The 25,940-nt window shown below is 48.8% G+C and carries 21 protein-coding genes; 9 read left to right on the forward strand and 12 right to left on the reverse strand.

Annotated elements, in window-relative coordinates:
• The first annotated feature begins 9 nt into the window (after window positions 1-9).
• Window positions 10-1,011: a DUF4435 domain-containing protein gene (locus tag T491_RS0107520; protein ID WP_028903351.1), complete on the forward strand. Its 1,002-nt coding sequence runs from the start codon at window positions 10-12 to the stop codon at window positions 1,009-1,011.
• Here T491_RS0107520 and T491_RS0107525 read toward each other — a convergent pair.
• The 5 genes from T491_RS0107525 to T491_RS0107545 form a co-directional block, all read right to left on the reverse strand.
• The gene (locus T491_RS0107525; RefSeq protein ID WP_028903352.1) at window positions 994-1,947 is read right to left on the reverse strand and encodes a type I phosphomannose isomerase catalytic subunit; all 954 of its coding nucleotides are present in this window, start codon (window positions 1,945-1,947) and stop codon (window positions 994-996) included. The two genes, T491_RS0107520 and T491_RS0107525, sit on opposite strands and share 18 nt — an antisense overlap.
• Window positions 1,948-1,975: 28 nt before the next feature.
• A complete protein-coding gene (locus tag T491_RS0107530) occupies window positions 1,976-3,433 on the reverse strand; it encodes a TrkH family potassium uptake protein (protein WP_028903353.1) in 1,458 nt (485 codons plus the stop codon).
• On the reverse strand, window positions 3,427-4,782 hold the full coding sequence (gene trkA / locus T491_RS0107535) for a Trk system potassium transporter TrkA (protein ID WP_028903354.1): 1,356 nt from the start codon (window positions 4,780-4,782) through the stop codon (window positions 3,427-3,429). Before trkA ends, T491_RS0107530 begins: the two co-directional genes overlap by 7 nt.
• Entirely contained in the window at window positions 4,779-6,677 is a 1,899-nt protein-coding gene (gene dxs / locus T491_RS0107540; RefSeq protein WP_028903355.1) for a 1-deoxy-D-xylulose-5-phosphate synthase, read from the reverse strand. Before dxs ends, trkA begins: the two co-directional genes overlap by 4 nt.
• A 70-nt stretch (window positions 6,678-6,747) precedes the next feature.
• Window positions 6,748-7,380, reverse strand: coding sequence for a DUF4294 domain-containing protein (locus T491_RS0107545; RefSeq protein ID WP_028903356.1), 633 nt, complete (start codon window positions 7,378-7,380; stop codon window positions 6,748-6,750).
• A gap of 226 nt (window positions 7,381-7,606) precedes the next feature.
• On the opposite strand from T491_RS0107545, the gene T491_RS0107550 reads away from it, so the two are divergent.
• Window positions 7,607-9,421, forward strand: coding sequence for a helix-hairpin-helix domain-containing protein (locus T491_RS0107550; protein ID WP_197018823.1), 1,815 nt, complete (start codon window positions 7,607-7,609; stop codon window positions 9,419-9,421).
• On the opposite strand, the gene T491_RS0107555 is transcribed toward T491_RS0107550, so the two are convergent.
• Together T491_RS0107555 and T491_RS0107560 are read right to left on the reverse strand one after the other, a co-directional pair.
• Window positions 9,405-10,526: a glycosyltransferase family 1 protein gene (locus T491_RS0107555; RefSeq protein ID WP_028903358.1), complete on the reverse strand. Its 1,122-nt coding sequence runs from the start codon at window positions 10,524-10,526 to the stop codon at window positions 9,405-9,407. The two genes, T491_RS0107550 and T491_RS0107555, sit on opposite strands and share 17 nt — an antisense overlap.
• Window positions 10,523-10,906 carry a GtrA family protein gene (locus T491_RS0107560; protein WP_028903359.1) on the reverse strand — a complete coding sequence of 128 codons (384 nt, stop codon included), beginning with the start codon at window positions 10,904-10,906 and terminating at the stop codon, window positions 10,523-10,525. The genes T491_RS0107555 and T491_RS0107560 overlap by 4 nt, the downstream gene beginning before the upstream one ends.
• Before the next feature lie 83 nt (window positions 10,907-10,989).
• Here T491_RS0107560 and T491_RS0107565 point away from each other — a divergent pair, with 83 nt between their 5' ends.
• From T491_RS0107565 to T491_RS0107590, 6 genes are all read left to right on the forward strand, one after another.
• Window positions 10,990-11,781 (forward strand): glycosyltransferase family 2 protein, encoded by a 792-nt coding sequence (locus tag T491_RS0107565; protein ID WP_028903360.1) that lies wholly within the window; start codon window positions 10,990-10,992, stop codon window positions 11,779-11,781.
• Window positions 11,753-12,655 (forward strand): glycosyltransferase family 2 protein, encoded by a 903-nt coding sequence (locus T491_RS0107570; protein WP_231480207.1) that lies wholly within the window; start codon window positions 11,753-11,755, stop codon window positions 12,653-12,655. The genes T491_RS0107565 and T491_RS0107570 overlap by 29 nt, the downstream gene beginning before the upstream one ends.
• Window positions 12,656-12,754: 99 nt before the next feature.
• On the forward strand, window positions 12,755-14,431 hold the full coding sequence (locus T491_RS0107575) for a phosphoethanolamine transferase (RefSeq protein ID WP_028903362.1): 1,677 nt from the start codon (window positions 12,755-12,757) through the stop codon (window positions 14,429-14,431).
• A gap of 20 nt (window positions 14,432-14,451) precedes the next feature.
• On the forward strand, window positions 14,452-15,384 hold the full coding sequence (locus T491_RS0107580) for a lysophospholipid acyltransferase family protein (protein ID WP_028903363.1): 933 nt from the start codon (window positions 14,452-14,454) through the stop codon (window positions 15,382-15,384).
• Window positions 15,385-15,387: 3 nt separating this feature from the next.
• A complete protein-coding gene (locus T491_RS0107585) occupies window positions 15,388-16,191 on the forward strand; it encodes an alpha-1,2-fucosyltransferase (protein WP_028903364.1) in 804 nt (267 codons plus the stop codon).
• Window positions 16,192-16,209: 18 nt separating this feature from the next.
• Window positions 16,210-17,088: a hypothetical protein gene (locus tag T491_RS0107590; protein WP_028903365.1), complete on the forward strand. Its 879-nt coding sequence runs from the start codon at window positions 16,210-16,212 to the stop codon at window positions 17,086-17,088.
• On the opposite strand, the gene T491_RS0107595 is transcribed toward T491_RS0107590, so the two are convergent.
• Genes T491_RS0107595 through dgt form a run of 5 tightly spaced genes read right to left on the reverse strand, consistent with a single transcriptional unit; the run spans window position 17,085 to window position 25,348 of the window.
• The gene (locus tag T491_RS0107595) at window positions 17,085-19,040 is read right to left on the reverse strand and encodes an LTA synthase family protein (RefSeq protein WP_036915647.1); all 1,956 of its coding nucleotides are present in this window, start codon (window positions 19,038-19,040) and stop codon (window positions 17,085-17,087) included. The genes T491_RS0107590 and T491_RS0107595 overlap by 4 nt on opposite strands.
• A complete protein-coding gene (locus T491_RS0107600; RefSeq protein WP_028903367.1) occupies window positions 19,037-20,836 on the reverse strand; it encodes an LTA synthase family protein in 1,800 nt (599 codons plus the stop codon). The genes T491_RS0107595 and T491_RS0107600 overlap by 4 nt, the downstream gene beginning before the upstream one ends.
• Window positions 20,820-22,646, reverse strand: a complete 1,827-nt coding sequence (locus tag T491_RS0107605) for an ABC transporter ATP-binding protein (protein ID WP_028903368.1) — start codon at window positions 22,644-22,646, stop codon at window positions 20,820-20,822. Before T491_RS0107605 ends, T491_RS0107600 begins: the two co-directional genes overlap by 17 nt.
• A 22-nt stretch (window positions 22,647-22,668) precedes the next feature.
• Window positions 22,669-24,000 (reverse strand): tRNA (N6-isopentenyl adenosine(37)-C2)-methylthiotransferase MiaB, encoded by a 1,332-nt coding sequence (gene miaB / locus T491_RS0107610; protein ID WP_028903369.1) that lies wholly within the window; start codon window positions 23,998-24,000, stop codon window positions 22,669-22,671.
• Between the two features lie 10 nt (window positions 24,001-24,010).
• On the reverse strand, window positions 24,011-25,348 hold the full coding sequence (dgt, locus tag T491_RS0107615) for a dGTP triphosphohydrolase (protein ID WP_028903370.1): 1,338 nt from the start codon (window positions 25,346-25,348) through the stop codon (window positions 24,011-24,013).
• 151 nt (window positions 25,349-25,499) lie between these two features.
• Between dgt and dut the strand changes: the two genes are divergently transcribed.
• A complete protein-coding gene (dut, locus tag T491_RS0107620; RefSeq protein WP_028903371.1) occupies window positions 25,500-25,937 on the forward strand; it encodes a dUTP diphosphatase in 438 nt (145 codons plus the stop codon).
• Window positions 25,938-25,940 lie beyond the last annotated feature (3 nt).

Below are 25,940 nucleotides of genomic sequence, written 5' to 3' on the forward strand. Positions count from 1 at the left end.
TTGACAATTATGCCAAATAGGCTGAGGGATAATCTGAATAGCAAGTATTTCGAGGCGGCCAATGCACTGACCTCCAAGAAGGCACGACGTAGGATAGTGGCCTATGTCGAGAGCTATGATGATATCTACTTCTGGCGAACGGTACTCTCTGATTTCGAGAACGATAAGCGCTATTTCGAGGTGATGCTGCCCTCGAAAATCAACCTTACACGTGGTAAGAAGTCAGTCCTGATGAACTTCCTTGAAGGCGAGCCGCTGGGGCGTGATATGATAGCTTGTGTGGATGCCGACTACGATTATCTTATTCAGGGGCGCACCCACCAGTCGCGTCGTGTGTTAGAGAGTCCGTATGTATTCCATACCTACGTGTATGCCATCGAGAACTACCAGTGCTATGCCCCTTCGTTGCATAATGTCTGTGTGTCAGTGACGCTCAACGACCATCGTATCTTCGATTTCCGCGACTATTTCCTGCAGTTCTCCGAGGCCATCTTCCCGCTGTTTGTGTGGAGTATCATGGTGTATCGCAATGGCAACTACCCCAGGTTCTCCATCACCGACTTCTGTCGGATAGCCGATCCAGGCGGATTCAGTGTGCAGAATCCTGCTACCTCTATCAACAAGTTGAAGCACAAGGTGCGCACCAAGGTCAATGAACTGCAGCGCCTGTTCCCAGATGCCAAGGATGAATATCTGCAGACCAAGGACGATATCCGTGCTCTGGGGGTAACGCCACAGACCACCTATTTATATATACAGGGACACCATCTGTTTGATACCGTGGTGTCGCCCATGCTGTCGAAGGTGTGTAACCAGCTGCGCCAGGAGCGCCAGAACGAGATCTATCATGCAGTGGCTCATCGTACGCAGAAGCGAAATGAAATGTCCTGCTACGAAAACTCGCTGCAGGACATTAAGTCGATGCTTAAGAAAAATACGGGCTACATGAGTTGCGAACAATTCCAACGCCTGCAATCCGACATCCGTCAGTATTTAGACGAACGTCTCTAAGAACTTTACTTCGCCCTCGATCTTGACTTCGCCAGTAGTCGCTGGCAGCAGGATGGTGTCGCCCATACGGAAAGTGGTCTCCTCGCCATCAGCCTTGATGGTGCCCTCGCCCTTGACTGCAATCAGGATGACAAACGAGTCGAGCTCTGAGTAGTCAAGCGTCATGGGCTCAGTCAGGTCGTACACGGCTGTGGTGAAATAGGGACATGTAGCCACTTGTACACCCACATTCTTGGTGCGCTCGTATTCGGTACGGTAGTTGGGCAGTACGGTGTAGTCGATGCTCTCAGCCGCCAGTTCGGTGTGCAACTCACGATAGTTGCCGTTCTTATCCTTGCGCTTGAAGTCGTAGATACGGTAGGTCACGTCGCTGGTCTGCTGGATCTCAGCCACAAAACAGCCAGCGCCAATGGCATGGATACGTCCTGCAGGGATGAAGAACACGTCGCCCTCGCTCACCTCGTAGCGAGCTAATGCATCTGTGATGGTATCGTTAGCTACCATCTGCTTGTACTGATCGGGTGTGATCTGCTGCTTCAGTCCGTTGTAGAGTTGTGCGCCCGGTGTTGACTCCAAGGCATACCACATCTCGGTCTTGCCACGACTCTTGCCTTGGCGATGGGCTATCTCGTCGGTGGGGTGTACCTGTATGCTCAGATCCTGACGTGCGTCGATAAACTTGATGAGTAATGGGAACTCGTCGCCAAAGCGCTGGTAGTTGTCTTCGCCCACCAGTTGGCCTTTCTGCTCGCGTACCAGTTCGTTCAGACTCTTACCTTTGTCAGGTCCTTCGGCTACGATGGTCTCATTGTTGTTAACACCTGAAATCTCCCAGCTTTCGCCTACGTTTTCCAGTTGATCTTTTAAGTTCTTAAAGGGGATAATCTTGTCGCCTCCCCAGAGCGTCTGCTTAAGCAGTGGTTCAAATTTGTACATTGTTCTCGTTATAATAATAGTTGTTAGTTTAATTTTCTTTCCAGAAACTAGGTGTAAACAGCACCAGTACCGTCATGATTTCCAGACGTCCCATCAGCATCAGCGGACAGAGAATCCACTTGATATACTCGGGTAGGACTGACCACGACATGACGGGACCAATCTGTGTGCCGAGGGTGGGGCCGACATTGCTTACGCAGCTGAGGGCTATGGTGATAGCATTTGTATTATCGATACCTGCCACAATCATGATGGTGGCGGTGACGAGTGTCATGAGCATGGTCAGTGTGAAGAAGGCGAATAGCGCCACCAGCTTCGATTGTGGAATGCTGATGCCGTTGATCTTCACGGGCAGTACAGCGTTGGGGTGCAGTATCTGGCGGAAGTTGTTGCGGATCACCTTCAGCAGCATCACGCCTCTGATGCACTTGAATCCGCCACTGGTACTACCAGCACAGGCGCCTAAGTACATCACCACGCCTAAGATGACCCATGTGATATGGGGCCAGGTGCCGGCATCCTCGTTGAACATACCTGTGGTGGTGATAAACGATACTACTTGGAACAGAGCACTACGGAAAGCGTGCTCCAGGTCGTAGTCCATACGCGTCAGGAGCAGATACATGATCCAAAGGGTTGCGCCTGCCACCATACCGAGATAGAGTTTGAACTCTGAGTTGGTAAAGAGGGCCTTTACGCGCATCTTGATGATGCTGATATATAATAAGGTGAAGTTGATACCCGATAGGAACTGGAACGTGATCGAGATGTAGTCGATAGTGGGTGAGTGGAAGTACTCCGTGCTCTCGTTGTGTATAGCAAATCCGCCAGTGGCTGTAGTGGTCATCGAGTAGTTCAGCGCCTCAAACCAGTTCATGCCGGCAGCCCAGTATGCCAGTCCGCATGCCAAGGTGAGAATCACATAGATACTCCAGATCCACTTGGCAGTGGTGGTCAGTCGTGGGTGCATCTTTGCCTTGATAGGTCCGGTAGCTTCGGCAGCAAACACTTTGACGCTACCACCTACCAGCGACGGGAGGATGGCGATAGTGAAGAATACGATTCCCAAGCCGCCAATCCATTGTGTCAGCGATCGCCAGAAAAGGATGGCGTGGGGCAGTATCTCTACGTCGTCGATAATCGAGGCGCCTGTAGTGGTGAAGCCTGAAGTGGATTCGAAGAAGGCATCTGTGATATTCGTGATGCAGCCGTGTGTCAGGAAGGGAAGCATGCCGAAGAACGAGAATACCGCCCAGGCAGCAGTCACCAGCAGGTAGGCATCTCTACGGTTCAGGCTGTTGTCGGAGTCGCGTCCCAGGTACATAAAGAAGAAACCGCTACCGAAAGTTGCCAATAACGATACGAGAAAGGCCATCAGGTCGTCCTCATGATAGAGGAACGACATCAGGGCGCATAGCGAGAGAAACAGTCCCTCGATGAAGAGCAGTGAGCCTATGATCTTACTGATGATACGGAAGTTTACCATATCGTATTCTTCTTGAAATATTTCTCTATGTTGTTTAATTTCTGCTCATGACAGAACACCATCACCGAGTCGCCTGCCTCGATCTGTGAGTTTCCGTTTACCAGCATGCCCTGTCCCTTGCGTACCAGTCCACCAATCGTTACTCCGAATGGCAGCCCTAAGTCCTTCACGGGTTTCTTGGTCACCTTCGAGTCCTCTGCAGCTGTAAACTCAGCCACCTCGCTGTCAACCATCATCAGCGAGCGCAGGTTGTTTACGTCGGCATCCAGTAGCATCTGGTAGATATGGCTGGCGGCAATGGTCTTCTTGTTGATGATGGTACCGATGTCCAAGCTCTCGGCCATGCTCACGTAGTCCAGGTTCTCAACCATGGCCACGGTCTTGCGTACGCCCATCTTCTTGGCTGTGAGACAGGCCAGAATGTTGGTCTCGGCATTCTCTGTCAGTGCAACGAAGGCCTGTGTATTGCGGATTCCTTCCTCCTCTAACAGTCCTAAGTCGCGTCCGTCGCCGTGAATCACCATGGTGTCCTGATTCTCCAATAGCTCGTTCAGCTGTTCGCAGCGCTTGGCGTCCTTCTCGATAATCTTCACGTGCATGTAGTCGGGGGTGGTCAGCGCCGCACGTACGGTGGTCTTGCTGCCGCCCATCATGATCACGTTCTTCACGTCGGTATAGTGCTCCTTGCCCACAATCTTGCGGATATAGGGAATATAGCTCTTGGTGGTCATGAAGTAAGCCAGGTCGCCCACGCGCAGTTCGTCGAGTCCGCTGGGTATGATGGTGTCGCCGCCTCGTTTGATAGCCACGATGTGATAGGGATCATCAGGTCCGCACAGGTCTTTCAGTGGCTGGTTCAGTATCTCGGCTTGTTCTCTCAGTTTTACGCCCAACAGTGTCAGTGCGCCATCGTGTACGTCCCAGCGCTGTCGTACCCACGACAGCTTCAGACCGTTGTTAATGTCGATGGCAGCCAGCACCTCAGGATAGATGAGTGAGTCGAGTCCTAAGTTCTTGAAGAATGACTGCAGGTTGGGTGCTAAGTACTCGTAGTTGTCGATACGTGCCACGGTTTTCTTGGCACCTAAAGCGTGTGCCAGAATACAGGCATTGATATTGGTGCTTTCCTCAGGCGTTACGCCTACAAACAGGTCGGCATGCTGCACGCCAGCCTCCTTCAGCGCCTTGATGCTAGTGGGCGATGCGCAGTATGTCATCACGTCATATTCGCTCATCTTTGCCAGACGTTCATCGTCAGCATCTATCAGCACGCAGTCCTGATGCTCTCTCGACAACAATCTTGCCAGGTGTGTTCCAACGGCGCCTGCACCTACTATTACAATCTTCATTTCTCCAGTATAGCTTTTTTGATACCTTCCTCGTCGATGCCTACGATGTGTTGCAGCTCCTTCACGGTACCGTGCTCCACAAAGTGGTCGGGCAGTCCTAATCGTTGTACCCTTGGGGTGTAGCCGTGATCGTTCATCCACTCTAATACGGCACTGCCTAATCCGCCTTGCTTTACACCGTTCTCAACAGTGATGATGCGTTTGAAGTTACGTCCCACCTCTTCGAGGATCTTCTCGTCGAGAGGTTTCAGGAATCGCATGTCGTAGTGTGCAATAGATAGCTGACAATTGTCAGTTGACAGTTGCTCAATGGCGCGGGTGACGTTGTTGCCTATCGGACCAATGCTCAGCACGGCTACATCCTTTCCTTCATGCAGTTTGCGTCCTGTGCCTACCTCGATCTCCTCTAATGGGCAGCGCCAGTCCTGCAATTCACCGCCACCGCGTGGGTAGCGTATCACGAATGGTCCCTTATTGGGCAACTGTGCCGTGTACATCAGTCGTCGCAGCTCATGCTCGTCGAGTGGCGAGCAGATAGTCAGATTGGGCACAGGTCTCAGGGCTGCCAAGTCGAAGGCGCCATGGTGTGTAGGTCCGTCTTCGCCCACCAATCCGGCACGGTCAAAGCAGAACACTACGTTCAGGTTCAGCAATGCCACGTCATGTATGATATTATCGAATGCGCGCTGTGCAAAGGCACTGTAAATATTACAGAATGGCAGCAACCCGTCTTTAGCCATACCGCCGCTGAAAGTTACGGCGTGGCCCTCGGCGATACCCACGTCGAAGGTGCGCTCAGGCATCTCCTTCATCATGATATTCATCGAGCAGCCGCTGGGCATGGCAGGCGTTACGCCTACAATCTTTGGATTCTGCTGGGCAAGTTCCAGCAGCGTATGTCCGAACACGTCTTGGTATTTCTGTGGTTTAGTAGGGTCGTTGTCTACGATGCGCTCACCTGTATCTGGATTGAATTTGCCTGGAGCGTGCCAGATGGTCACATCCTTCTCTGCCGGCGCATAACCATGTCCCTTTTGGGTGTGCAGGTGTAGCAGCTTGGGACCGCTCATCTCCTTCAACTGGCTCAGGATACGTACCAGTTCCTTTACGTCGTGTCCGTTGAAAGGACCGAAGTATTGGATATTCATGCCGTCGAAGATGTTCTGTTGGTGTGAGATGGCGCTCTTCATGGCATTGGTCAGTCGGATGAGCCCTTTCTTACGGTCGTCATTCATCAGTCCGTGGCGGTTCAGCCAACGGTTGGCCTTAAACTTAAAGGCGTTATAACATTCGTTGGTGCTCAGGTTGAGCAGGTATTTCTGCATGCCGCCCACGGCACGGTCGATACTCATGTCGTTGTCGTTCAGGATGATGAGCAGGTCGTTGGGACTGCTCGATACATTGTTCAGTCCCTCAAAGGCCAGTCCGCCGCTCAGTGCGCCGTCGCCTATCACCGCTACCACGTGGCGTTTCTTCTCTCCTTTTAACTCAGCAGCCACGGCCATACCTAAGGCAGCCGATACCGAATTGCTGGCATGGCCGCAGGCAAAGGTGTCGTATTCACTCTCTTCGGGCGATGGGAAAGGCTTGATGCCGCCCAGTTTGCGGTTGGTGCAGAACTGTTCTTTTCTGCCTGTCAGTATCTTATGTCCGTAGGCTTGGTGTCCTACGTCCCAAACGATGCGGTCTTCTGGTGTGTTGTACACATAGTGTAGGGCCACGGTAATCTCGGCTACACCCAGACTTGAAGCCAGGTGACCGGGGTTTACCGCTACCTCTTCGATGATGTCGCGTCGCAGTTCGTCGCACACCTGTGGTAGTTCGTCCACCTGCAGTTTTCTCAAATCCTGAGGTGTTTGGATTCTATTTAGTAATTTAAACTCAGCTTTTTCCACACAATAGATATTTATTTCGTCTGCAAAGTTATACAATTTTGATGAAAAAACAAAATTTATTTGCGAAAAATCAAATCTGTCCGCTCTCCACCATGAGTACCACACGCTCGGTCAGACGGTCCACACCTTGAGCGTCGTATTCTTTTTTCAGACTGGCACCGAATCCCCAGGCAAACACCTGCCAGAATCCTGCACGTATGGGGCCCATAAAAGCTTTGATCATGTCGTAGCTGCTCGAATGGCACTCGCGGTCAATGAGTTTTATCAGCAACTTACCTTGGCTGTAGGTCAGTTTCTTCATTTTCGGTTTGTAGGTTTTAAAGATATCCTCTTCTACGCGCTTCATATGCTCTGCCTTCTCCTTGTCGTTTGATAGAGTCTCCAGATACTCCGTAGTCTCTATCAGCATCATACGCGCTTCCTTGGCTATGGGGAGAACCTTCTTTACGTTCTGCACCAATCGCATATACTGCTGCGCCTGTCGTTTGTTCTTAAACGTCAGCTGAGGGTACACATACACATTGTTCATCTCCATATACTGTATGCTGTCACCTTCATGGAGCACCTTTCCCACCTTGACGGTTGGCACAAAGGTGGGCGAGTCCATCTCCGCCAGCACCTGCTCAGCGGTCAGCCGCTGCTCCTCCTGAGCCAACGCGTAGGAGGAACAAAGGAGTAATGCGATGATTGCATGTTGTCTCATTTCGGGTGCAAAGGTAATGCTATTTTTTTTATTCTCATTCACTTTTTTGCGCTTTTTGCATTTATTTTCGTAAATAATCATTATCTTTGCAACAACAATTAAATAACATAAACCCATGAGACTGCTATTGTTAGTGTTACTACTTCTTTCTGTTATGCGTTTAGATGCCCAAGGGACTTCTCAACCTTGGGAGCAGTATTTGAATCAGGTGATGACAGCGGAAGATATGGAATCGGAAACATGGCAGCAGACTTACGACCTGCTGTGTGACTTGGCTCAGCATCCTCTTGACATCAACAAGGTAACGCGTGAGGATTTAGAAGCCCTTCCTTTCTTGTCAGCGCAACAGGTGGAAGCGCTGATGGCTTATCGATACCGCTATGGGGCGATGAAATCACTGGCAGAGCTACAATTGATACGGGAGATAGAATCGCCACTAAGACGGCTTCTGGCGTGCCTGTTCTATGCGGGTGAAGAGTCTCAGAAGGTGTCGCGACTGCAGCATGAACTGACAGGGAGTGTACGTGTGCCATGCTACGAGCGACAAGGTGATACGAATGGCTATTTAGGTTACCCCTACCGCCATTGGCTGCGCTATCAGTTGTCAAAGAGCGACCAACTAAAGTTGGGACTGGTGGCAGCCCAAGATGCGGGGGAACCTTTCTTCAGTAACAAAAACCAATATGGTTACGACTACTATGCACCCTATTTGGAAATGCGAGGACGGGGAATTGTGGAGACACTGGTACTGGGACGTTATCGTGTAGCGATGGGCATGGGACTGGTGATGAATAATAGTTTTGCGCTGGGCAAGATTGCTATATTGCAGCAGTTGGGACGTACAACCAATACGCTGCGAGCCCATGCTTCGCGAACCGTTGGCAGTCTGCAAGGGGCTGGCGCAACCTTCAATCTGGGATGCGGACTGCGGGCTACAGCCTTCGTTTCGTATGCACCAATGGATGCAACGCTGAACACCGACGGCACGGCACGCACGATTCTGACATCGGACTATCATCGTACTGCGACGGAAATGGCCAAGAAACACAATCTGCATGTGTTGAAAACAGGTGGTGCTCTGAGATACGACGCAGGGCGGTATCATCTTGGGTTGCATGCGCTCTATACCCATCTGGACAGAACGCTGAGTCCGGATCTGACACAATTGTACAATTATTATAAGCCAGCAGGCACTGACTTCCTGAACATGGGAGTGGATTATGGCTATACAGGGCGAAAATGGGCTCTGCATGGTGAGACGGCTACGGATAAGCAGGGACATATTGCCACTATCAATACTATCAGCTTATCCATGAACAACGGGCTCAAGGTGATGGCACTACAGCGCTACTATAGCTATCAATATACCTCGCTCGACGCTCAGAGCTATAGTGATGGTGGACGGGTACAGAATGAGAGTGGAATATATCTTGGTGTGAACTGGCAGCTATCACCCCAATGGCAACTCGCAGCTTATACCGACTATGCCTATTTCCCTTGGGCCAGATATGGTGAAACAACTTCGAGCTATTCTTGGGATCAGTGGTTACAATGTTTACATACTACGGGCAACTGGAAGTTAACAGCCCGTTACAGACTGCGAGTGAAGGAAAAGACTCATCGTGTACGATTGAGTGCGGAATATGCTACAACGTCGTTGAGCGCGAGAACGCAGTTGGATGGCGGTTATTGCGCTGCAGCCGACTCGGAACTGGGGGCTATGCTGAGTGAAAATGTGGCCTATACTTGTGATTGGCTGCGACTGAATGCCGGCGTAGGCTATTTCCATACGGACAGCTATGCTAGTCGCGTGTATCTGTATGAAAATGGTCCGCTATATACTTACACGATGCAGCAGTTTTACGGTGAGGGGTTGCGATATTGGTTGATGGCACGCGCACAGATAGGGCGGCATCTGATGATAACTGCTAAACTGGGTGTTACAGATTACTTTGACCGGGGGCAGATAGGAAGTGGCTATCAACAGATAGCTCACTCCGCCCAAACGGATTTGGATCTGCAGTTCAGATGGACGCTCTGAGCAGACGTTCGTAGAGCTGGACCACTTGGCCTGCCACATCATTGCCGTCGAAACGGCGGACATATTGCTGGCTGAGCTGGATGCGCTGCTCACGACCATCAGCACCTTTCAACGAGCGGCGGAGGGCATCGGCCATGCCTAACACATCACCTGGGGCAACGTAGAGGTTGTGGGGACCGCCAGCCTCTTCGAGACAGGACCCCGTACATGCAACCACAGGCAGACCGCAACGCACCGCCTCGATGATGGGAATGCCAAAACCTTCGTAAACACTGGGATAGACAAAAGCTTCAGCTCCCGCATAGAGAGCTGGCAGCTCGGCATCGCTGACGCCATGGAGCATACGCACACGGTGCGCCACACCGTGCTGATCGGCCCAAGCCGATACGCGATCGGTATAAGGTGTGTGGCGCCCTACGATGACCAGCGAAACTTCGTCGGGCAGATAGGATAGGGCCTGTACCGCCTGCAGCACATTCTTGCGCGCCTCGATAGACCCCACGCTGAGTATATAGCGCTGACTGTTCTCGGGTGAGCCGATTGGTGATACCTCGAAACGGGGCGAGCATGACTGATAGATAAGCGAGATACGTTTTTCGGAGATGAGGTCGCCACCGTATTCTAATATGTCGCGTTTTGTACATTCGCTGATGGCGATGATATGGTCGGCCTCGCGGAGCGTCTGACGGAACTTCCACTTATATATCTGCACATCGATGGGATGATAGAACTCTGGATGACGAAGGAAGATAAGGTCGTGGATGGTCACCACACTCTTGATGCCACTGCGGCGGATGCCGATGGGGAGCTCGCCCGATAGACCATGGTAGAGCTGGACGCCATCGCGCTCAAGATCGGAAATGATGCCGCGGCTGCGCCAATAAGATTTGAAGTGGCGTGAGGTGGGATAAACAAAAGCAATGTTTTCGCGGGCAATGATTTGCGAGCGGAGGTCTTCGCGTCCCTTATCGGGCGCATAGAGGTTAAGGCGCAGGGGATACTGGGCCAGATCGTTGACCAGCGTGCGGCCATAAGAACCAAGTCCAGTGCCATTACGCACAATGCGCTTGGCATCGATACCTATCAGTGGGGCAGATGAAATCATGAACGGCGGAAGTGTTTAAATACAAAACGGATCATAAAAAAATTGACTGGCACGGCGATGGCATAAACACCTAATGGCGCCAGAGAACGCGACAGACCGAGCCAAAGGAAAATATTGAGCAACATAAGCTGAAGCAGGTAGTTGCACACATGAGCGCCAACGAATCCTAAACCATTACGGGCTGTGGTGCGCTCACGAAAGGTATAGCGCGCTGATAGCAGATAGTTGGCTACGAAACTCACGACATAGCCCACTGTATAGGCTATGTTCACCTCTATATGGTGCTGTAACCACCAGTATATACCATAGTGAATGGCTGTAGCCACCACGCCTACCACGCAGAAGCGTAATGCCTCGGATATGGACTCTTTTTTCAGCATTCTTGCAAAAATATGCTGCAAAGATACGAATATTTTGCGGAAAATACAGTTGTTTGGCTTTTTTTTTGTACCTTTGCGCCACAATGAACGAACAAAACAAGATATCGGTTGTCATCAATACCCGTAACGCGGAAGAGCACTTAGCACAGGTGCTTGAGGCCGTCAAAGACTTTGACGAAGTGGTGGTATGCGATATGGAGAGTACTGACAGAACCCTTGACATTGCTCGGCAATATGGTTGTAAGATCGTGACTTTCCCAAAGGCTGACCATAAGAGTGCAGAACCTGCACGTACGTTCGCCATTCAGTCGGCAGATTATTCATGGGTGCTGGTGGTGGATGCCGATGAAATTGTGACACCTGAGTTGCGTGACTATCTGTATCGCCGAATCGCAGAGCCGGATTGTCCTGCCGGATTGTATATACCGCGCCTGAACCGTTTTATGGGCCGTTATACGAAAAGTCTTAGCTACGACCACCAGCTGCGTTTCTTTCGTCGTGAGGGGACGGTGTGGCCACCTTATGTGCATACCTTTCCCAAAGTGGAAGGACGGACAGAGAAAATCCCAGCTTCGTTGAGACATGTACGTTTTATTCATCTGGCTGATGAGACCATTGGTGACTTGGTGCGAAAAACCAATGCTTATACTGATGGGGAACAACAGAAACGTGGTGAAAAGAATTATGGCCTAGGTGCGCTGATAGGAAGACCTGTCTGGCGATTCTTTCGTAATTATATCCTGAAAATGGGCTTCCGTGACGGACTGCCGGGATTGGTGCATGCTGGTATGGATGCCTTCTATCAGTTTGTGTTAGTTGCTAAGATTATCGAGAAAAGAACTAGAAATGATAAATCATCAAGGAAAAATGGGTAAACCTTTGTTCTCTATATTGATTCCTTCGTGGAATAATCTGGATTTTCTGAAACTCTGCGTGGCGAGTATCAAGAAGAACTCAACATACGAACATGAATTGCTGATTCATGTAAACGACGGTAGTGATGGTACACTAGAATGGGTAAAGGCCGAAGGACTGAAATATACCCATTCGGAAAAGAATATTGGTGTGTGTTATGCTCTGAACGGTCTCAGACCATTGGTGACGACAGACTATGTGCTGTTTATGAATGATGATATGTACACTTGTCCTGGTTGGGATGAGGCACTTTATGAGGAAATCAAGGCAATCGGACATAAGATGTTCTTCCTGTCCTCAACGCTCATACAGCCTCGAAAGTTCTTTTGTAAGAGCGTGATTGCACCTGCCAACTATGGTGAGAGTGTGGATACATTCGACGAGGAACGACTGTTGCGTGAGTATCAGACGCTGGAGCATGGTGACTGGAAGGGTGCAACATGGCCGCCTAATATTGTGCACCGTGATCTCTGGGATCTGGTGGGAGGCTACAGTATAGAGTATAGCCCTGGCATGTATTCTGATCCGGATTTTTCTGCCAAGCTCTATCATGCGGGGGTTAGAATATTTAAAGGCATCGATAAGAGCCGTGTCTATCATTTTGAGGCACGGTCAACTCATCGCATTATAAAAAATGATGGCAGTACGCAGTTCTTGAGAAAGTGGGGCATCACTTCTTCTTCGTTTATGCGCGATGTGTTGCAGCGTGGTGAACCTTGGAATAGTCAAATCGATACGAAAATGGCCCTGAAAAGAGACGTAACCAGAAGTATGTTTAAAAGGGCTCTCACTATCTTCCGCGATGTAAAAATCCGTAATATCTGGGAAGACTAAAATAGAGGTTGTTTGATGATGTTATATTTATCATATATATTGGGCGTTTTGCTCGTATTTGCTACCAGTTGCCTGATTTATTACACATGTAATAAAGGTATGGCAAGTTATGCAAAGGGACAGCAGACAAGGCGCTTCCTGATTGGGACTGTTGTTGTTTGGGCACCGTTTGTCGTTGCTGGTGTTAATCCACTTCAGTTGGGCATCATTACGGCTTGGATAGTTGGCTTTCTGTGGGCGCTATGCTACCCATTGCTCTATCATATTACCTATCGTAAGTCGTCGCCTGACTACGAAAATTATGGTGACATATCATGTGGCATGTATTTCTTTGGATTACTGGCTGCTCTTTGGACTATTGGAGCTGGTTACGTTGCCGCGTTGATAGAGTATGTGGTATTAGTGATCCTATTGGCACAGGTTGTGTATGGTGGGCTCTATGGCACTTGTGTGGATGTGAATGGCATGAAACTGATGCATGACACAAATCCAAATGAAGTGATAGAGTTCGCAAAATCCTATCCGTGGTGGAAAGTGGTTCTGGTCTCTCTATTTGCTGTTTCGCTCTTGGTTTTGCTTTTTGTGGTAAATGCCGATTCACCTATGCTATGGAATGTGCAGCCTGTTGAGATGACGCTTTTGTCTGTTGCATCGGTATTCTTTGGCTGGTATATCATTAAACCTCGTCGGGGAATGTTAGTGCGTTCTGGTATCGTGAGATTGTGGTTGGATGTAAAGGAATATGCGGCCAATAACCAGCGATATCTGACCGAAATGGAATTGCGATTAAAAGACCTTCATGTAACTCCATTAGGGACACCATTTAAGCGTCCTTCTACAATCATTCTGGTAGTTGGTGAGTCGGGGTCCCGTGATCATATGAGTGCTTTCAAGTCTATGGAATATGATACAACGCCTTGGATGCGAGAAATGGCTCAGGATGCGACTCATTCGGTGATTTATCGCAATGCGTACAGTTGTACTATGCATACAGTTCAGGTGTTGGAGAAGTCGTTGACGGAATATAATCAGTACAATGGCAAACAATTCTATGATTCGTGTTCTGTGATAGATGTGGCTCATCAGTTAGGGTATCAGGTGCATTGGTTTAGTAATCAAGGAATTCTTGGAGCAAGTGATACGCCTATTACCCTTGTGGCAAATACCTCGGATGTGGCAAAGTGGACCAGTGAGGATTTAGGCAAGGTGCAATATGACGAGGCTCTCTTGAGCTTTCTTGATGAATTGGATCCTGAACAGAATAACTTGGTTGTGTTCCACCTGATGGGAAGTCATTTCAACTTCTTGAGTCGTTATCCGAGTGAAGCAACGGTTTGGGGAGAGCTTGATGTGCAGGACGATGTATTGAACTACTATAATTCACTCCATTATACGGATACACTCTTGAAGCATATTTATGAATATGCCACGGAGAAGCTGAACTTACAGGCTATGGTTTATTTCAGTGACCATGCAACCATACCTGATCGTCATCGTTCACCAAATTTTGATGGTTTCGGAAATGTGCGTATTCCGCTGTTCGTGACCATGAGTGACGAGTATCTGGCGTGTCACCCTGAACGGGCTGAAGCCTTGAAGGCTAATCGCGAGCGTTATTGGACTAACGACTTGCTGTACGAGCTGATGTGTGGATTGTTTGATGTCCATTCTAATCACTATGATGAGCAGGCCTCTCTGGCTTCTGCATCATATAAATATCAACGAGATGACCTCCTGACCTATGAAGGGAAAGCTCGTATCGCTGATGATAATTGAGTTCTGATATTTAGCATCGTATGAAAGTATTGTATTATATTGTTCGATTCGTTTGGTATGTGTTCTCATTATTGCCATTCTGGGTTCACTATCTGTTCAGTGACTTCATCTACCTGATACTCTATAAACTGTTAGGATATCGTGTAAGAGTGGTGCGTAAGAACCTGACAGAGTCATTCCCTGAGAAAAGTGAGCAGGAATTGCTTGTGATAGAGCGTAAGTTCTATCATCGCCTGTGTGACTATTTCGTGGAATTGGTGAAGACCATGACAATGAGCGAGCAGCAAATACGTCGGAGAATGGTATTTAAAGGGACTGACGTGGTGAATCAGTGTGCAGCGGAAGGACAGTCGGTGGCTGTCTATTTGGGGCATACCTTCAATTGGGAATGGATTACCTCGCTGCCTTTTAGTGTGTCGGATAAGTTGCATTGCGGCCAGTTATATCATGCTCTCGAAAATCCCGTCTTCGATAAGCTCCTGTTGAATCAGCGTCAGCGTTGGGGGGCAGAGTGCATTGCTTTGGTGGATATCCTGCGCAAAACCATTGAATATAAGCGGAAGAACCAATTGACGATTTTTGGCTATATCGGCGACCAAGTGCCGCATTGGAATAATATCCACCATTGGTGCTGGTTCCTGAATCACGACACGCCTGTGATGACTGGTACAGAGCGTATCGCCATTAAGAATCGGCAGGCACTCTTCTTTCTCGAGGTGACTCAGACAAAGAGAGGATACTATGAGGCCGAGTTTAAGTTGATTACACGTCATCCGGAGCAGTTGAAGGAGTTTGAGGCAACGGATATCTACCACCAGATGCTGGAAGCGAATATCCGTCGTCAACCAGAACTTTGGCTTTGGAGTCATAACCGCTGGAAGCGTACACGTGAAGAGTTTGAACGTCGTTTCAAAGTGGTGGATGGCAAAGTAATACCAAAAAATGAGGAGTAAAGCATGATTTTTGTTCACGATAAAGGCCGTATGGCCAATAATATCCTGCAGTACGGACACTTCTATGCCTGGGGCAGAGCACACGGACGCCAAACCATGTCAATGCGTTTCGCCTATAAGTATCCGTATTTCCATATCTGTAAGACGTCGCATCACAACTTCCTGACATATGCCTTTGCGAAGTATGCTGCCAAATGGCGACTGATTCCTACCTTACATTTCGATGAGAAGGATGGGGATTATCGCGCTCATGAGCAGCAGATGCTGACAAGCAAACTGTTGATGGTGACTGGTTGGGAGGCACGCTGGTATGATGCTTTTCTGAAATACAAGCCGGAAATTATTGAGCTTTTTGCTTTCAATGATGCTGTGGAGCAGCAGGTAAAACCTTTATTAGGTGAGGGCATCCGATTGGGCGTACATATCCGTCGAGGTGACTATGTACGGTTCTATGGTGGGCGCTTCTTCTATTCGGATGAACAGTATGTGAATGTGATTCGCAACTTCGTAAAGCTACATGAAAATGAGAGGATAACGGTATATATCTGTGGCAATGACCCTAAACTGAATCGTGACTACTATCGTGAGCAGTTAGGCGATTGCCGGGTGGTGTTCCCTGATGGTAATCCAGGCGAGGATCTGTGTCTGCTGTCGCATTGCCACTACCTGATAGGTGCTCCCAGTACGTTTACGCTGGTGGCGTCGTTGTATCATGAAACACCCTTATATTGGATTGAGAATCCTGTGAAGGAACTAACTTCCCAAGACTTTAAGCATTTTGATGATTTGTTCAGACATATTTATTGATAGAAAAATAAACGGATAATGAATATCTTCTATATGATTTTTGGTGAGCAGCCAGTTCACCATGTACAAGCATATCTGTCTATACGTACATTCCAGAAGCAGTTGGAGACTGATGATTGCATATTTGTGATGACTACACATCCGGAACTCTATAAGGGTAGTGGAGTAGAAACCATTCCGGTAACAGACGAAATAATCAATGAGTGGAAGGGAGACAAGGACTTCTTTTGGCGCGTGAAGATTAAGGCCATAGAATATATGGCTAACCATTTTCCTAATGACCATCTCATGTATCTGGATACGGATACTATCCTCTACGGATCGTTGAAAGTCCTGAAAGAGCGACTTGATGCAGGTTATGGGATGATGCATCTGAACGAAGGGCATCCTTCAAGTATGAAAACGAAGACACTGCGTATGTGGAAGCAGGTGGCTGCACATACGTATGGTGGTATCACATTGGGATTACAGCACGATATGTATAATGCAGGTGTAGTAGCTATACCCAGAGATAAATTGAAGGAAGTCAGTTGCTTGGCGCTAACCCTTTGTGATGGCATGCTGAACGATGAAGCTGAACGGATTGTGATAGAACAATATTCGTTATCGATAGCTCTTTATGAGTTAACTAATCTGAAGGTGGCCGAAGATCTGATAGGTCACTATTGGGGAAATAAATCAGATTGGGTGTCTATGGCCAGCAACCTGATGGTGAATGCCTATATGAAAGGTCTTTCTGTGCAGGAGGCTGTGGCTGCTATCGATTTGGAAAAGTTATGTAAAACGCCCGTATTTGTTCACCGTTCGAGTACTGCCAGAAGACTAAAAAAGCGGATTGATAGCTGTTTCAAGGCTAAGCATCACAAGTATCTATTTGGCAGTGCTATGCAGGGTTAGGGGGTTAGCCGATCTTGTGTCATGCGTTCCATGTATTGCTGGATGATGGCTTTCAACTCGCGTTCCATCTGGGATTGCTGTTCCACCTTACCTTTCAGGTTGTTGCGCATCAGCGAATCCTGCAATGCATAGACGGCACGCGTGTGCTGACCATCGAATTGCAGCACATGACCGTGTTTTACATATTGGTAGATACCATTGAGATAGTTGACTGCCCATGTATCTTCAGCAGGGGTGTTGAGCACATCGATACCAAAGCCGAAGTAGGGTTCGGGATAGTGGAGCATGCCCATGATGGTGGGTAGGATATCAATCTGCTGGGCTATCTTATCTTGTATTTCTGGCTGGCAATCCGTACGCCCAGGCTCATATATGATAATGGGTGAGCAGAAACCTCCTAAGTCGGTCTGATAGTAGGCGTGGTCGGAGAGGTTGGTGTGGTCGCTGGTGAGCACAAAGATGGTGTTTTTGAACCAGGGCTGTTTGCTGGCGGTCGCAAAGAACTTGCCTAATGCCATATCTGTATAGCGGATACACTTGTGAATGATGATGCCCTCTTCTGGATAGGTGTTCTTGTATTTCTCTGGGATGACATAGGGGTGGTGACTGCTGGCCGTGAAGACTGCTGTCATAAAGGGTTCTTTCATCTCCGACATCTTTGTGGCGTAGTATTGTAGGAATGGCTCATCCCAGATGGCCCACATGCCATCGAAGTCGGCATCACCGCCAAAACGTTTGTCGGTATCGTAGTCCTCACGACCATAGTAGTCCTGGAAACCGGTGGCACGAGAGAATGCCTGGAATCCCATGGAACCACGCTGAGCACCATGGAAGAAGGCCGTCTGATAGCCTTCGCCAGCCAGCAGACTGGCGATACCGCTGACATGATTCATCGAGGCGGGCGTAAGGAAGAAGGGCTCTACAAACATGGGGATGCTCGACAGTACGCTGGGCATGCCATCGATACTCTTACGACCATTGCAGTACGAGCGACTGAAGGTGATACTCTGACTGATGAGAGAGTCGATACAAGGTGTATAGCCTTTGTATCGTCCGTTCTCTAAGTTCTTATTCAAGGCACCGATATACTCGCGACCAAAACTCTCAACAATCAGTACCACCACATTCTTTTTCTGCATGGGTAGACTATCAACAGGCTCGTGGATGGGTGAATAAACCAGTGCCATCTCCTGTGCATCTGCATAATAATCGGGTACCACGAAGACGGCTTTGCCAATGGTGCGATACATCGAGAATGGGGTGTTGAGTACCAAGGCGGCCTCGACAGGACGATTAACGTACTGATTAGCGTTTGAGATGGTGATAGGACGTACGGCAGTAGTAAAACCACCACGGATGCCTGCTATCACAAAGGGGGCAAAAACCGCTAACGATAACAGGTTGCTGGCATCGTAGGTGAGCCAACGCAGTTGCTGCTTGCGCAGACCTGTTGGGCAATAGAGCTTGTACATGGCCCAGATGATGAACACGAAGAGCAGCACCAAATAAAAGTGGCGCAGGGTTTCTGTCAGGAAAATGGAACCTAAGTTACCCTCGTTGGAAAACTCGCTGAATACCGTACTGGTGGTACGGCGCATGGTGTACTGGAAATAAACGCTGTCGCAGAGGTTCATGGCCAGTGCGATACCATTGATAAACAGATAGACCATACGGCAAATGCGTTGGTAGGTTTTATTCTCCTTGCCATGCCAGGGGAGTAACATCAGAACGATGTAGGGGATATTGGTGACAAGGATGGCTGAGGTGTCGAACACCAAACCACCACCCAGCATCTCCATCAGGTGACTGAATGTCAGACCTTGGCCTAAGTAGCTGAAATTAACCAGCAGGTAGGCGATACGTGCGATAAAATAGACCACATACACCACCAACAGATTGCGGAGGGTGGCGTATAAGGGCATGAGAAGACTGGGTAGTTTGATATGCTTCATTTTCCTAATTCCTTTAAATCTTTGGTAGTAGCCTGTAGGATGGCTTTGCCGATACGCTCTAAGCGTTGGCTGTCGGTACTTTTATCGGCTACTATTCTATTGACATCGAAATCATATGCCATGAAACCAGTAGAATCCGTCACGGAGAATCCGTTGCGATAGGTGTGCATGGCGAGGGGGTGCTGATAAGAACGACTGAGTATGTCGCGGCTCCAGCGGAACTGGTCATGCGTCAGACCCAGTTGTGCCAACAGCGTAGCTGCCAAGTCGGTCTGATTACAGATGGTGTTGATTTGTCTGGAACTCTTGATGGCGCCACCTGTCCAAACCATAGGGATACGGTTGCGATCTGGCTGTGTCTGGTTGGCACCTGCATAGTCGTAGCTATGGTCGGGCAGCAGGATGACCAGCGTGTTCTTCCACTGGGGCGACTGTTTAAGCTGGTCGATAAACTCGCCGATGCAGGAGTCGAGATAATAGAACGCATTGAGTATCTCGTCGTCGTATTTCTTGACAGGTACATCCCATGGTTCATGACTGCTGAGGGTGGAATAGCCTATGAAACGGGGTTTGTCTGAGGGGTGCTTGATGAGCGACAACAGGGTTTTGAAGGTGATATCGTCGCGCACTCCCCATTGGGCAGAGTTGCGTTCGTCGTCCTTATAGTCGTCCTTCCAGATAAGCTGACTGAAGCCGGTTCCTATCAGATAGCTGCGCATATTGGTGAAGTTGATGTCGCCACCATAGAGATAGGTGGTCGCGTAGCCAGCCTGCTGCAGTGAAGAAGCGATGCCTGGGAGGGCACGTGTCTTATTGGGCATCTTCATGACCGATGAGGTGGGGAAGGATGGATAGCCGCTATAGGTGCAGACGGTGCCACGATCTGTGCGCCATGAGTTAGCAAAGCAGTTGGCAAAGTTGATGCCCTCCTGCTTGAGTTGTTGCAGGCGCGGCATGCCCTTGGCGAAGACCTCGCCGGCGCTCTCCATCAAGATGATGATGACATCAGGGTGGTTGGTCGTTAGCAGTGTATCAGTATCGACAGAGGTGGTGGTGTAGTAATCTGCCATCAGCTGCTGGCAGGTATCTTCTGTATAGAAATCGTAGTCGACGATGTTGCTGGCAGTTTTCTCGAACGACGACAGAAAACTGAATACGGGGTTGACAGCCGAGTGGTTGAGAAACTGGTTCTGCGAGTAGTACACCTGCCCAATATTGGTGGTCGACTCATCCAGCCCACCACGGATACCAATTACAATGAGCGGTATGGTGAGGATATAGACGAGAAGCTCCAGCCACTGGCGTGAAGAACAACATGCCGTATGTAGCATGAGCGGTCGATAGCCACCATAGATGACAATGCTCGCAATAGCGATGGCTAAGAAACGCCAAACAAGATAGACAGACGATACGCTGGCCATAGCCTCTGTAGGCGTTTCGAGATACTGCAGGCATGAGGCGTCAAGCTTAAACTCCCAGAACGGGTACAGACTTGTGTCAGCCACAAAAGCCAAGGCGAAGGCGATGGCTATCAGCACGAAATAGCCACGCAATATATAGGTGAGCCATTTGGCCCAGTACCAGATGCTGATTATCGACAAGAGGAAGGGTAGAATCAGGAAGTAGAGCGCTGTTGATAAATCGAGTGTTAATCCATGCCATACAACCTGCCACATGTCGGTAAGGGCAAACGGATGCTCCTCTTGACAAAAGAGCATAAAGGATATCTTGGCCATGATGAACACCAACAGTGTCCACAGATAGGTACTCAGTAGGAACTTAACTCTGCATCTCATGGAGTTTCTTGTAATAGCCGTTACTATTCAATAGTTCGTCGTGGGTGCCACGTTCTACTATCTGACCATCGTGCAGCACACAGATTTCATCGGCATTCTTGATGGTAGACAGACGGTGGGCTATGGCCACAGTGGTACGTGTCTTCATCAGGCGCTCAAGGGCGTCCTGAACCAATCGCTCGCTTTCTGTATCGAGAGCAGAGGTGGCTTCGTCGAGAATCAGAATTGGGGGATTCTTCAGGATGGCACGAGCGATAGACACACGCTGGCGCTGACCACCAGAGAGACGTCCGCCACGATCACCGATATTGGTATCAAAACCTTGTTCAGATGCCATGATGAAGTCGTAGGCGTTGGCAATCTTGGCAGCCTCTTCTATCTGTTGCTGGGTAGCGTTATCCACACCAAACGAGATGTTATTGCGGAAAGAATCATTAAAGAGAATAGCCTCTTGGTTCACATTACCAATTAACTGACGCAGGTCGTGGATGCCTAAGTCCTTGACGTTGATGCCGTCGATGAGCACCTCGCCTTCCTGAACATCGTAGTAACGGGGAATCAGATCGACCATTGTCGATTTGCCGCTACCGCTCTGTCCAACCAGTGCAATAGTCTTGCCCTTGGGGATGACGATGTTGATATCCTTCAGTACCCACTGTTCGCCGTACTTGAATGATACATGACGGAATTCTATCTGGTGCTCAAAGCTGGCAATATGCTGTGGGGCAGCTGGCTCCTTGATGACGTTCTCGGCCATCAGAATCTTATCTACGCGTTCCATCGAGGCCAGTCCCTTTGGGATGTTATAACCAGCCTTGGAAAAGTCCTTTAGAGGGTTGATGATGGAGTAGAGCATTACCATATAATAAATGAATATAGGACCTGAAAGGGCCTGATAGTTTAATACCAATACTCCTCCGAACCAGAGGACGATGACAATAAGGATGGTGCCCAAAAATTCACTCATAGGATGGGCTGACGACTGGCGGATATTAACGCGCATGATGTCATCGCGATAGGCTGAGTTGATAGCGTCGAAGCGTTTATTCATCTTATCTTCGGCACAGAAGGCTTTGATGATGCGCAGACCACCTAAGGTTTCTTCAACCTGACTCATGGTGTCGCTCCAAAGCGATTGTGCCTTGATGGAGGCTTGTTTCAGACGGCGACCTACGTATCCCATAAACCACCCCATGATGGGCACTATGACAAGAGTAAATACGGTGAGTTGCCATGAAATAAAGATGAGGGCCGCAAAGTAGGAGATAATTAGGATAGGATTCTTGAACAGCATTTCCAGCGATGCCATGATGGAGTTCTCGATTTCCTGTACATCGCCACTCATACGGGCTATGATATCGCCCTTGCGCTCCTCAGAGAAGAAACCTAATGGCAGGGCTGTAATCTTCTGGTACAATTGATTACGGATATCGCGAACCACACCTGTACGAATAGGGATGATAGTTGCGGCCGAAAGAAAATAAGCTCCTGTTTTGAGGAAGGTGGTGACGGCCAGAAAGATTCCTATCAGTAACAAGGTGGTGGTCTGACCATAATCGGCTATCAGACCATTGACGTAATAGTTCATGTTGTTCATCAATACCTCCTGGATGTTTGTCCAGTCCCATGCCATCAGCGCAGTAGCCGTCTTGGCATCGCTGGTCTGGAACAGAATCTGCAGGATGGGAATCAGCGCTGCAAACGAGAAGATGTTGAGCAGGGCTGACAGGATGTTGAACACAATCGATAATACCAGATACTTTTTGTAAGGGGGTACAAATCGCTGGAGTATGTTCAGAAATTCTTTCATGCTAAAACTGTTCTTTAAATCATTAGCTCAATGCCTCGCCAAAAAGGGTGGCGCTGGTGGAGCCTGTGATACGGACACGGACAATCTCACCAATGTGGTGGCTGCCTTTGTCGAATACGACCATCTTATTCTGCTCAGTGCGTCCGCAGAGTTGTTCGCGACTGCGTTTTGAGAATCCTTCAACCAGCACGTCGAACTCTTTGCCCTCGTCCTTCTTGTTCTGGATGGCCGAAATTTCTGTCTGTAACGCGATGAGCTCGTTGAGACGGCGAATTTTCTCCTCCTCAGCCACATCGTCAGGCAGATGCTTTGAGGCGTAGGTGCCTGGACGCTCAGAGTATTTGAACATGAAAGCAGAGTCGTAGCCAACCTCACGCATCAATGAGAGTGACAACTGGTGATCCTCTTCAGTCTCAGAGTGATAGCCTACGAAGATATCTGTAGAAAGACCACAATCTGGAATGATACGACGGATAGCGTTGACACGATCCATATACCACTCGCATGTGTATTTGCGATTCATCAGCTTCAGAATACGATCACTGCCACTTTGTACTGGCAGGTGGATGTGCTTGCATACATTGGGAACTTCGGCGATGACCTTCAAGGTCTCGTCGCTCATATCCTTAGGATGCGAGGTAGTGAAGCGCACACGCATGGTGGGCACCTCCTCGGCCACTCTGCGGAGTAAGGTGGGGAAGTTGATGTCTTCGAACTTATACGAATTGACATTCTGGCCCAACAGGGTTACTTCCTTATAACCTTTTTCGTATAGGTCGCGTACTTCGCGCAGGATACTCTCAATATCGCGACTACGCTCACGACCACGTGTATAAGGTACAATGCAATAGTGACAGAAGTTGTTGCAGCCACGCATGATGCTGACGAAGCCACCAATCTTATGCCCCATGGCAATGCGCTGGGGTACAACATCTTTATACGTCTCTGTAGTTGAGAGCTCAATGTTCATCGCCTTATGACCAGTCTCGGCCTGTGCGATGAGGTCGGGCAGCGAGAGATACGCATCAGGACCAGCCACGAGGTCGCAATGGTGGTTGTCGAGCAGATCCTGCTGAGCGCGCTCTGCCATACAGCCTAACAGACCAATGAGCATACGCTCTTTCTCTGGATGGGTTTTCTGACGATGGCGACGTTCTGCCTCCAATGCGTCCAAACGATTAAAAATCTTCTGCTCGGCATTGTCGCGAACAGAACAGGTGTTTAAGAATACGGCATCAGCCTCTTCAAGGTTCTCGGTGGTCTCGTAACCAGCCATCTGCATCACTGATGCAACTACTTCGGAATCTGCCACATTCATCTGGCAGCCATACGTTTCAATATATAATTTCTTCATCATTCAATCGTTAAATAAGAGGTAGCGATATGCCATTAATCTTCTGGAAGACATCCAGTGCATAGACATCTGTCATACCGCTGATATAATCGATAATAGCCATGATACGTGTCTCAAGATCGGGGGCATCGATGTCGTATTGACTTGATACGCGACTGATGAGGTGCTTAGAGTAAAAGCGTTCAGGATGAACCGCTGCATTGATAAACTTCTCCATTAAAGTCTGGATAATCTGATAACCAGATAGTTCTACGTCGAGTACAGGACGACTCTTATAGATACGGTCAACAGAAAGCGTGCAGCAGTTCTTGTAAGCTTTCTGTGGTGTGTCGCTGATATGGTCGATGAGACTGCCTTGGAACTCGCCGCTGAGAATCTCATCTTCGTGTTCTACGAATACACGAACACATTCGTTCTCGAGCTTGCCAATCACGCAGGCACGCAGATATACCACTTTTTCGTTGTTATCCGTTACGCCTTCTTCGACGATACGCTGTTGGATGTGGATCTTGGTCTCCTCGTCAAAGAATGCTAACAGAAGTTGGGTAGTCTCTTCGTGTGAAATTATTTTAAGTTTGTGGGCGTCTTCGATGTCCATTATTTCATAGCAGATATCGTCAGCAGCCTCGACGAGATAGACTAATGGATGACGGGCGTAATGTAAAGGTTCGCCAATCTCGGATTTGCAAGGGATTCCTAATTCTTCGGCAATACGGCGGTAATAGGATTTTTCGGAATCGAAAAATCCGAATTTACCTTTCTTGCCTGCTGCACTCGAAGAGAATGGATATTTAACGATGCTTGCAAGAGTGGAATAAGTCATGACAAAACCACCTGGACGACGCCCCTTGAACTGATGGGTGAGCAAACGGAACGCATTGGCATTTCCCTCAAAGTGAACCATGTCGTTCCAGAAGATGGAGCTCACCTGACGTTGCAACTCGTTGCCAGCACCCTCGGTAAAGAAAGACTGGATAGCCTTCTCGCCACTATGACCAAAAGGTGGATTGCCCAAATCGTGAGCTAAACAAGCTGTTGCCACAATCTGTCCAATCTCCTGAAACAGACCGTCTTTTAACTCCGGATGCTTCTTGATGAGCTGAGCAGCCACATCATTGCCTAATGACATGCCCACACTGGCTACCTCAAGCGAATGGGTGAGGCGGTTGTGCACGAAGATGCTTCCAGGGAGGGGAAAGACCTGGGTTTTGTTCTGAAGCCGACGGAATGGAGCAGAGAAAATCAAACGGTCGTAATCGCGTTTGAACTCTGTTCTGTCGTCGTGGCGCTCAGGATGGCGATGCTCCTGACCAAGGCGCTTGTTCGATATCAGTTGTTGCCAATTCATCATAATCAGGGTGCAAAGGTACGAAAAATACGCGCAGTAGCCGCATATTTCGCAGAAATTAACGAAAAAATCAAAAAAATGGGGTTCAAAAAGGCAATTTCTTAGGTAAAAGCACTACCTTTGCACATTGATTAAAATAATATTTTAAAGAATGCTGAAAATTAAAGTTGTAAACAAAGGTCACCAGCCATTGCCACAGTATGCTACTGAGCAGAGTGCTGGCATGGATCTGAGAGCTAATATAAACGAACCGATTACCCTGAAACCTCTGGAACGCCGTCTGATTCCAACAGGCTTGCATATTGCCTTGCCCGTTGGCTATGAGGCTCAGGTAAGACCTCGTAGCGGTCTGGCACTCAAGAAGGGTATTACAGTTCTGAATACCCCAGGAACTATCGATGCTGATTATCGAGGTGAGATTGGTGTCGTGCTTATCAACCTTTCGAACGAGGATTTTGTAGTCGAGGATGGTGAGCGTATTGCTCAGATGGTGATAGCTCGTCATGAACAGGGAGAGTTTGTCTCTGTGGAGGTGCTTGATGAGACCGAACGTGGTGAGGGAGGATATGGACATACTGGCGTGAAGTAATGA

It is taken from the genome of Prevotella sp. P6B4 (assembly GCF_000619985.1).
Lineage (GTDB): Bacteria > Bacteroidota > Bacteroidia > Bacteroidales > Bacteroidaceae > Prevotella.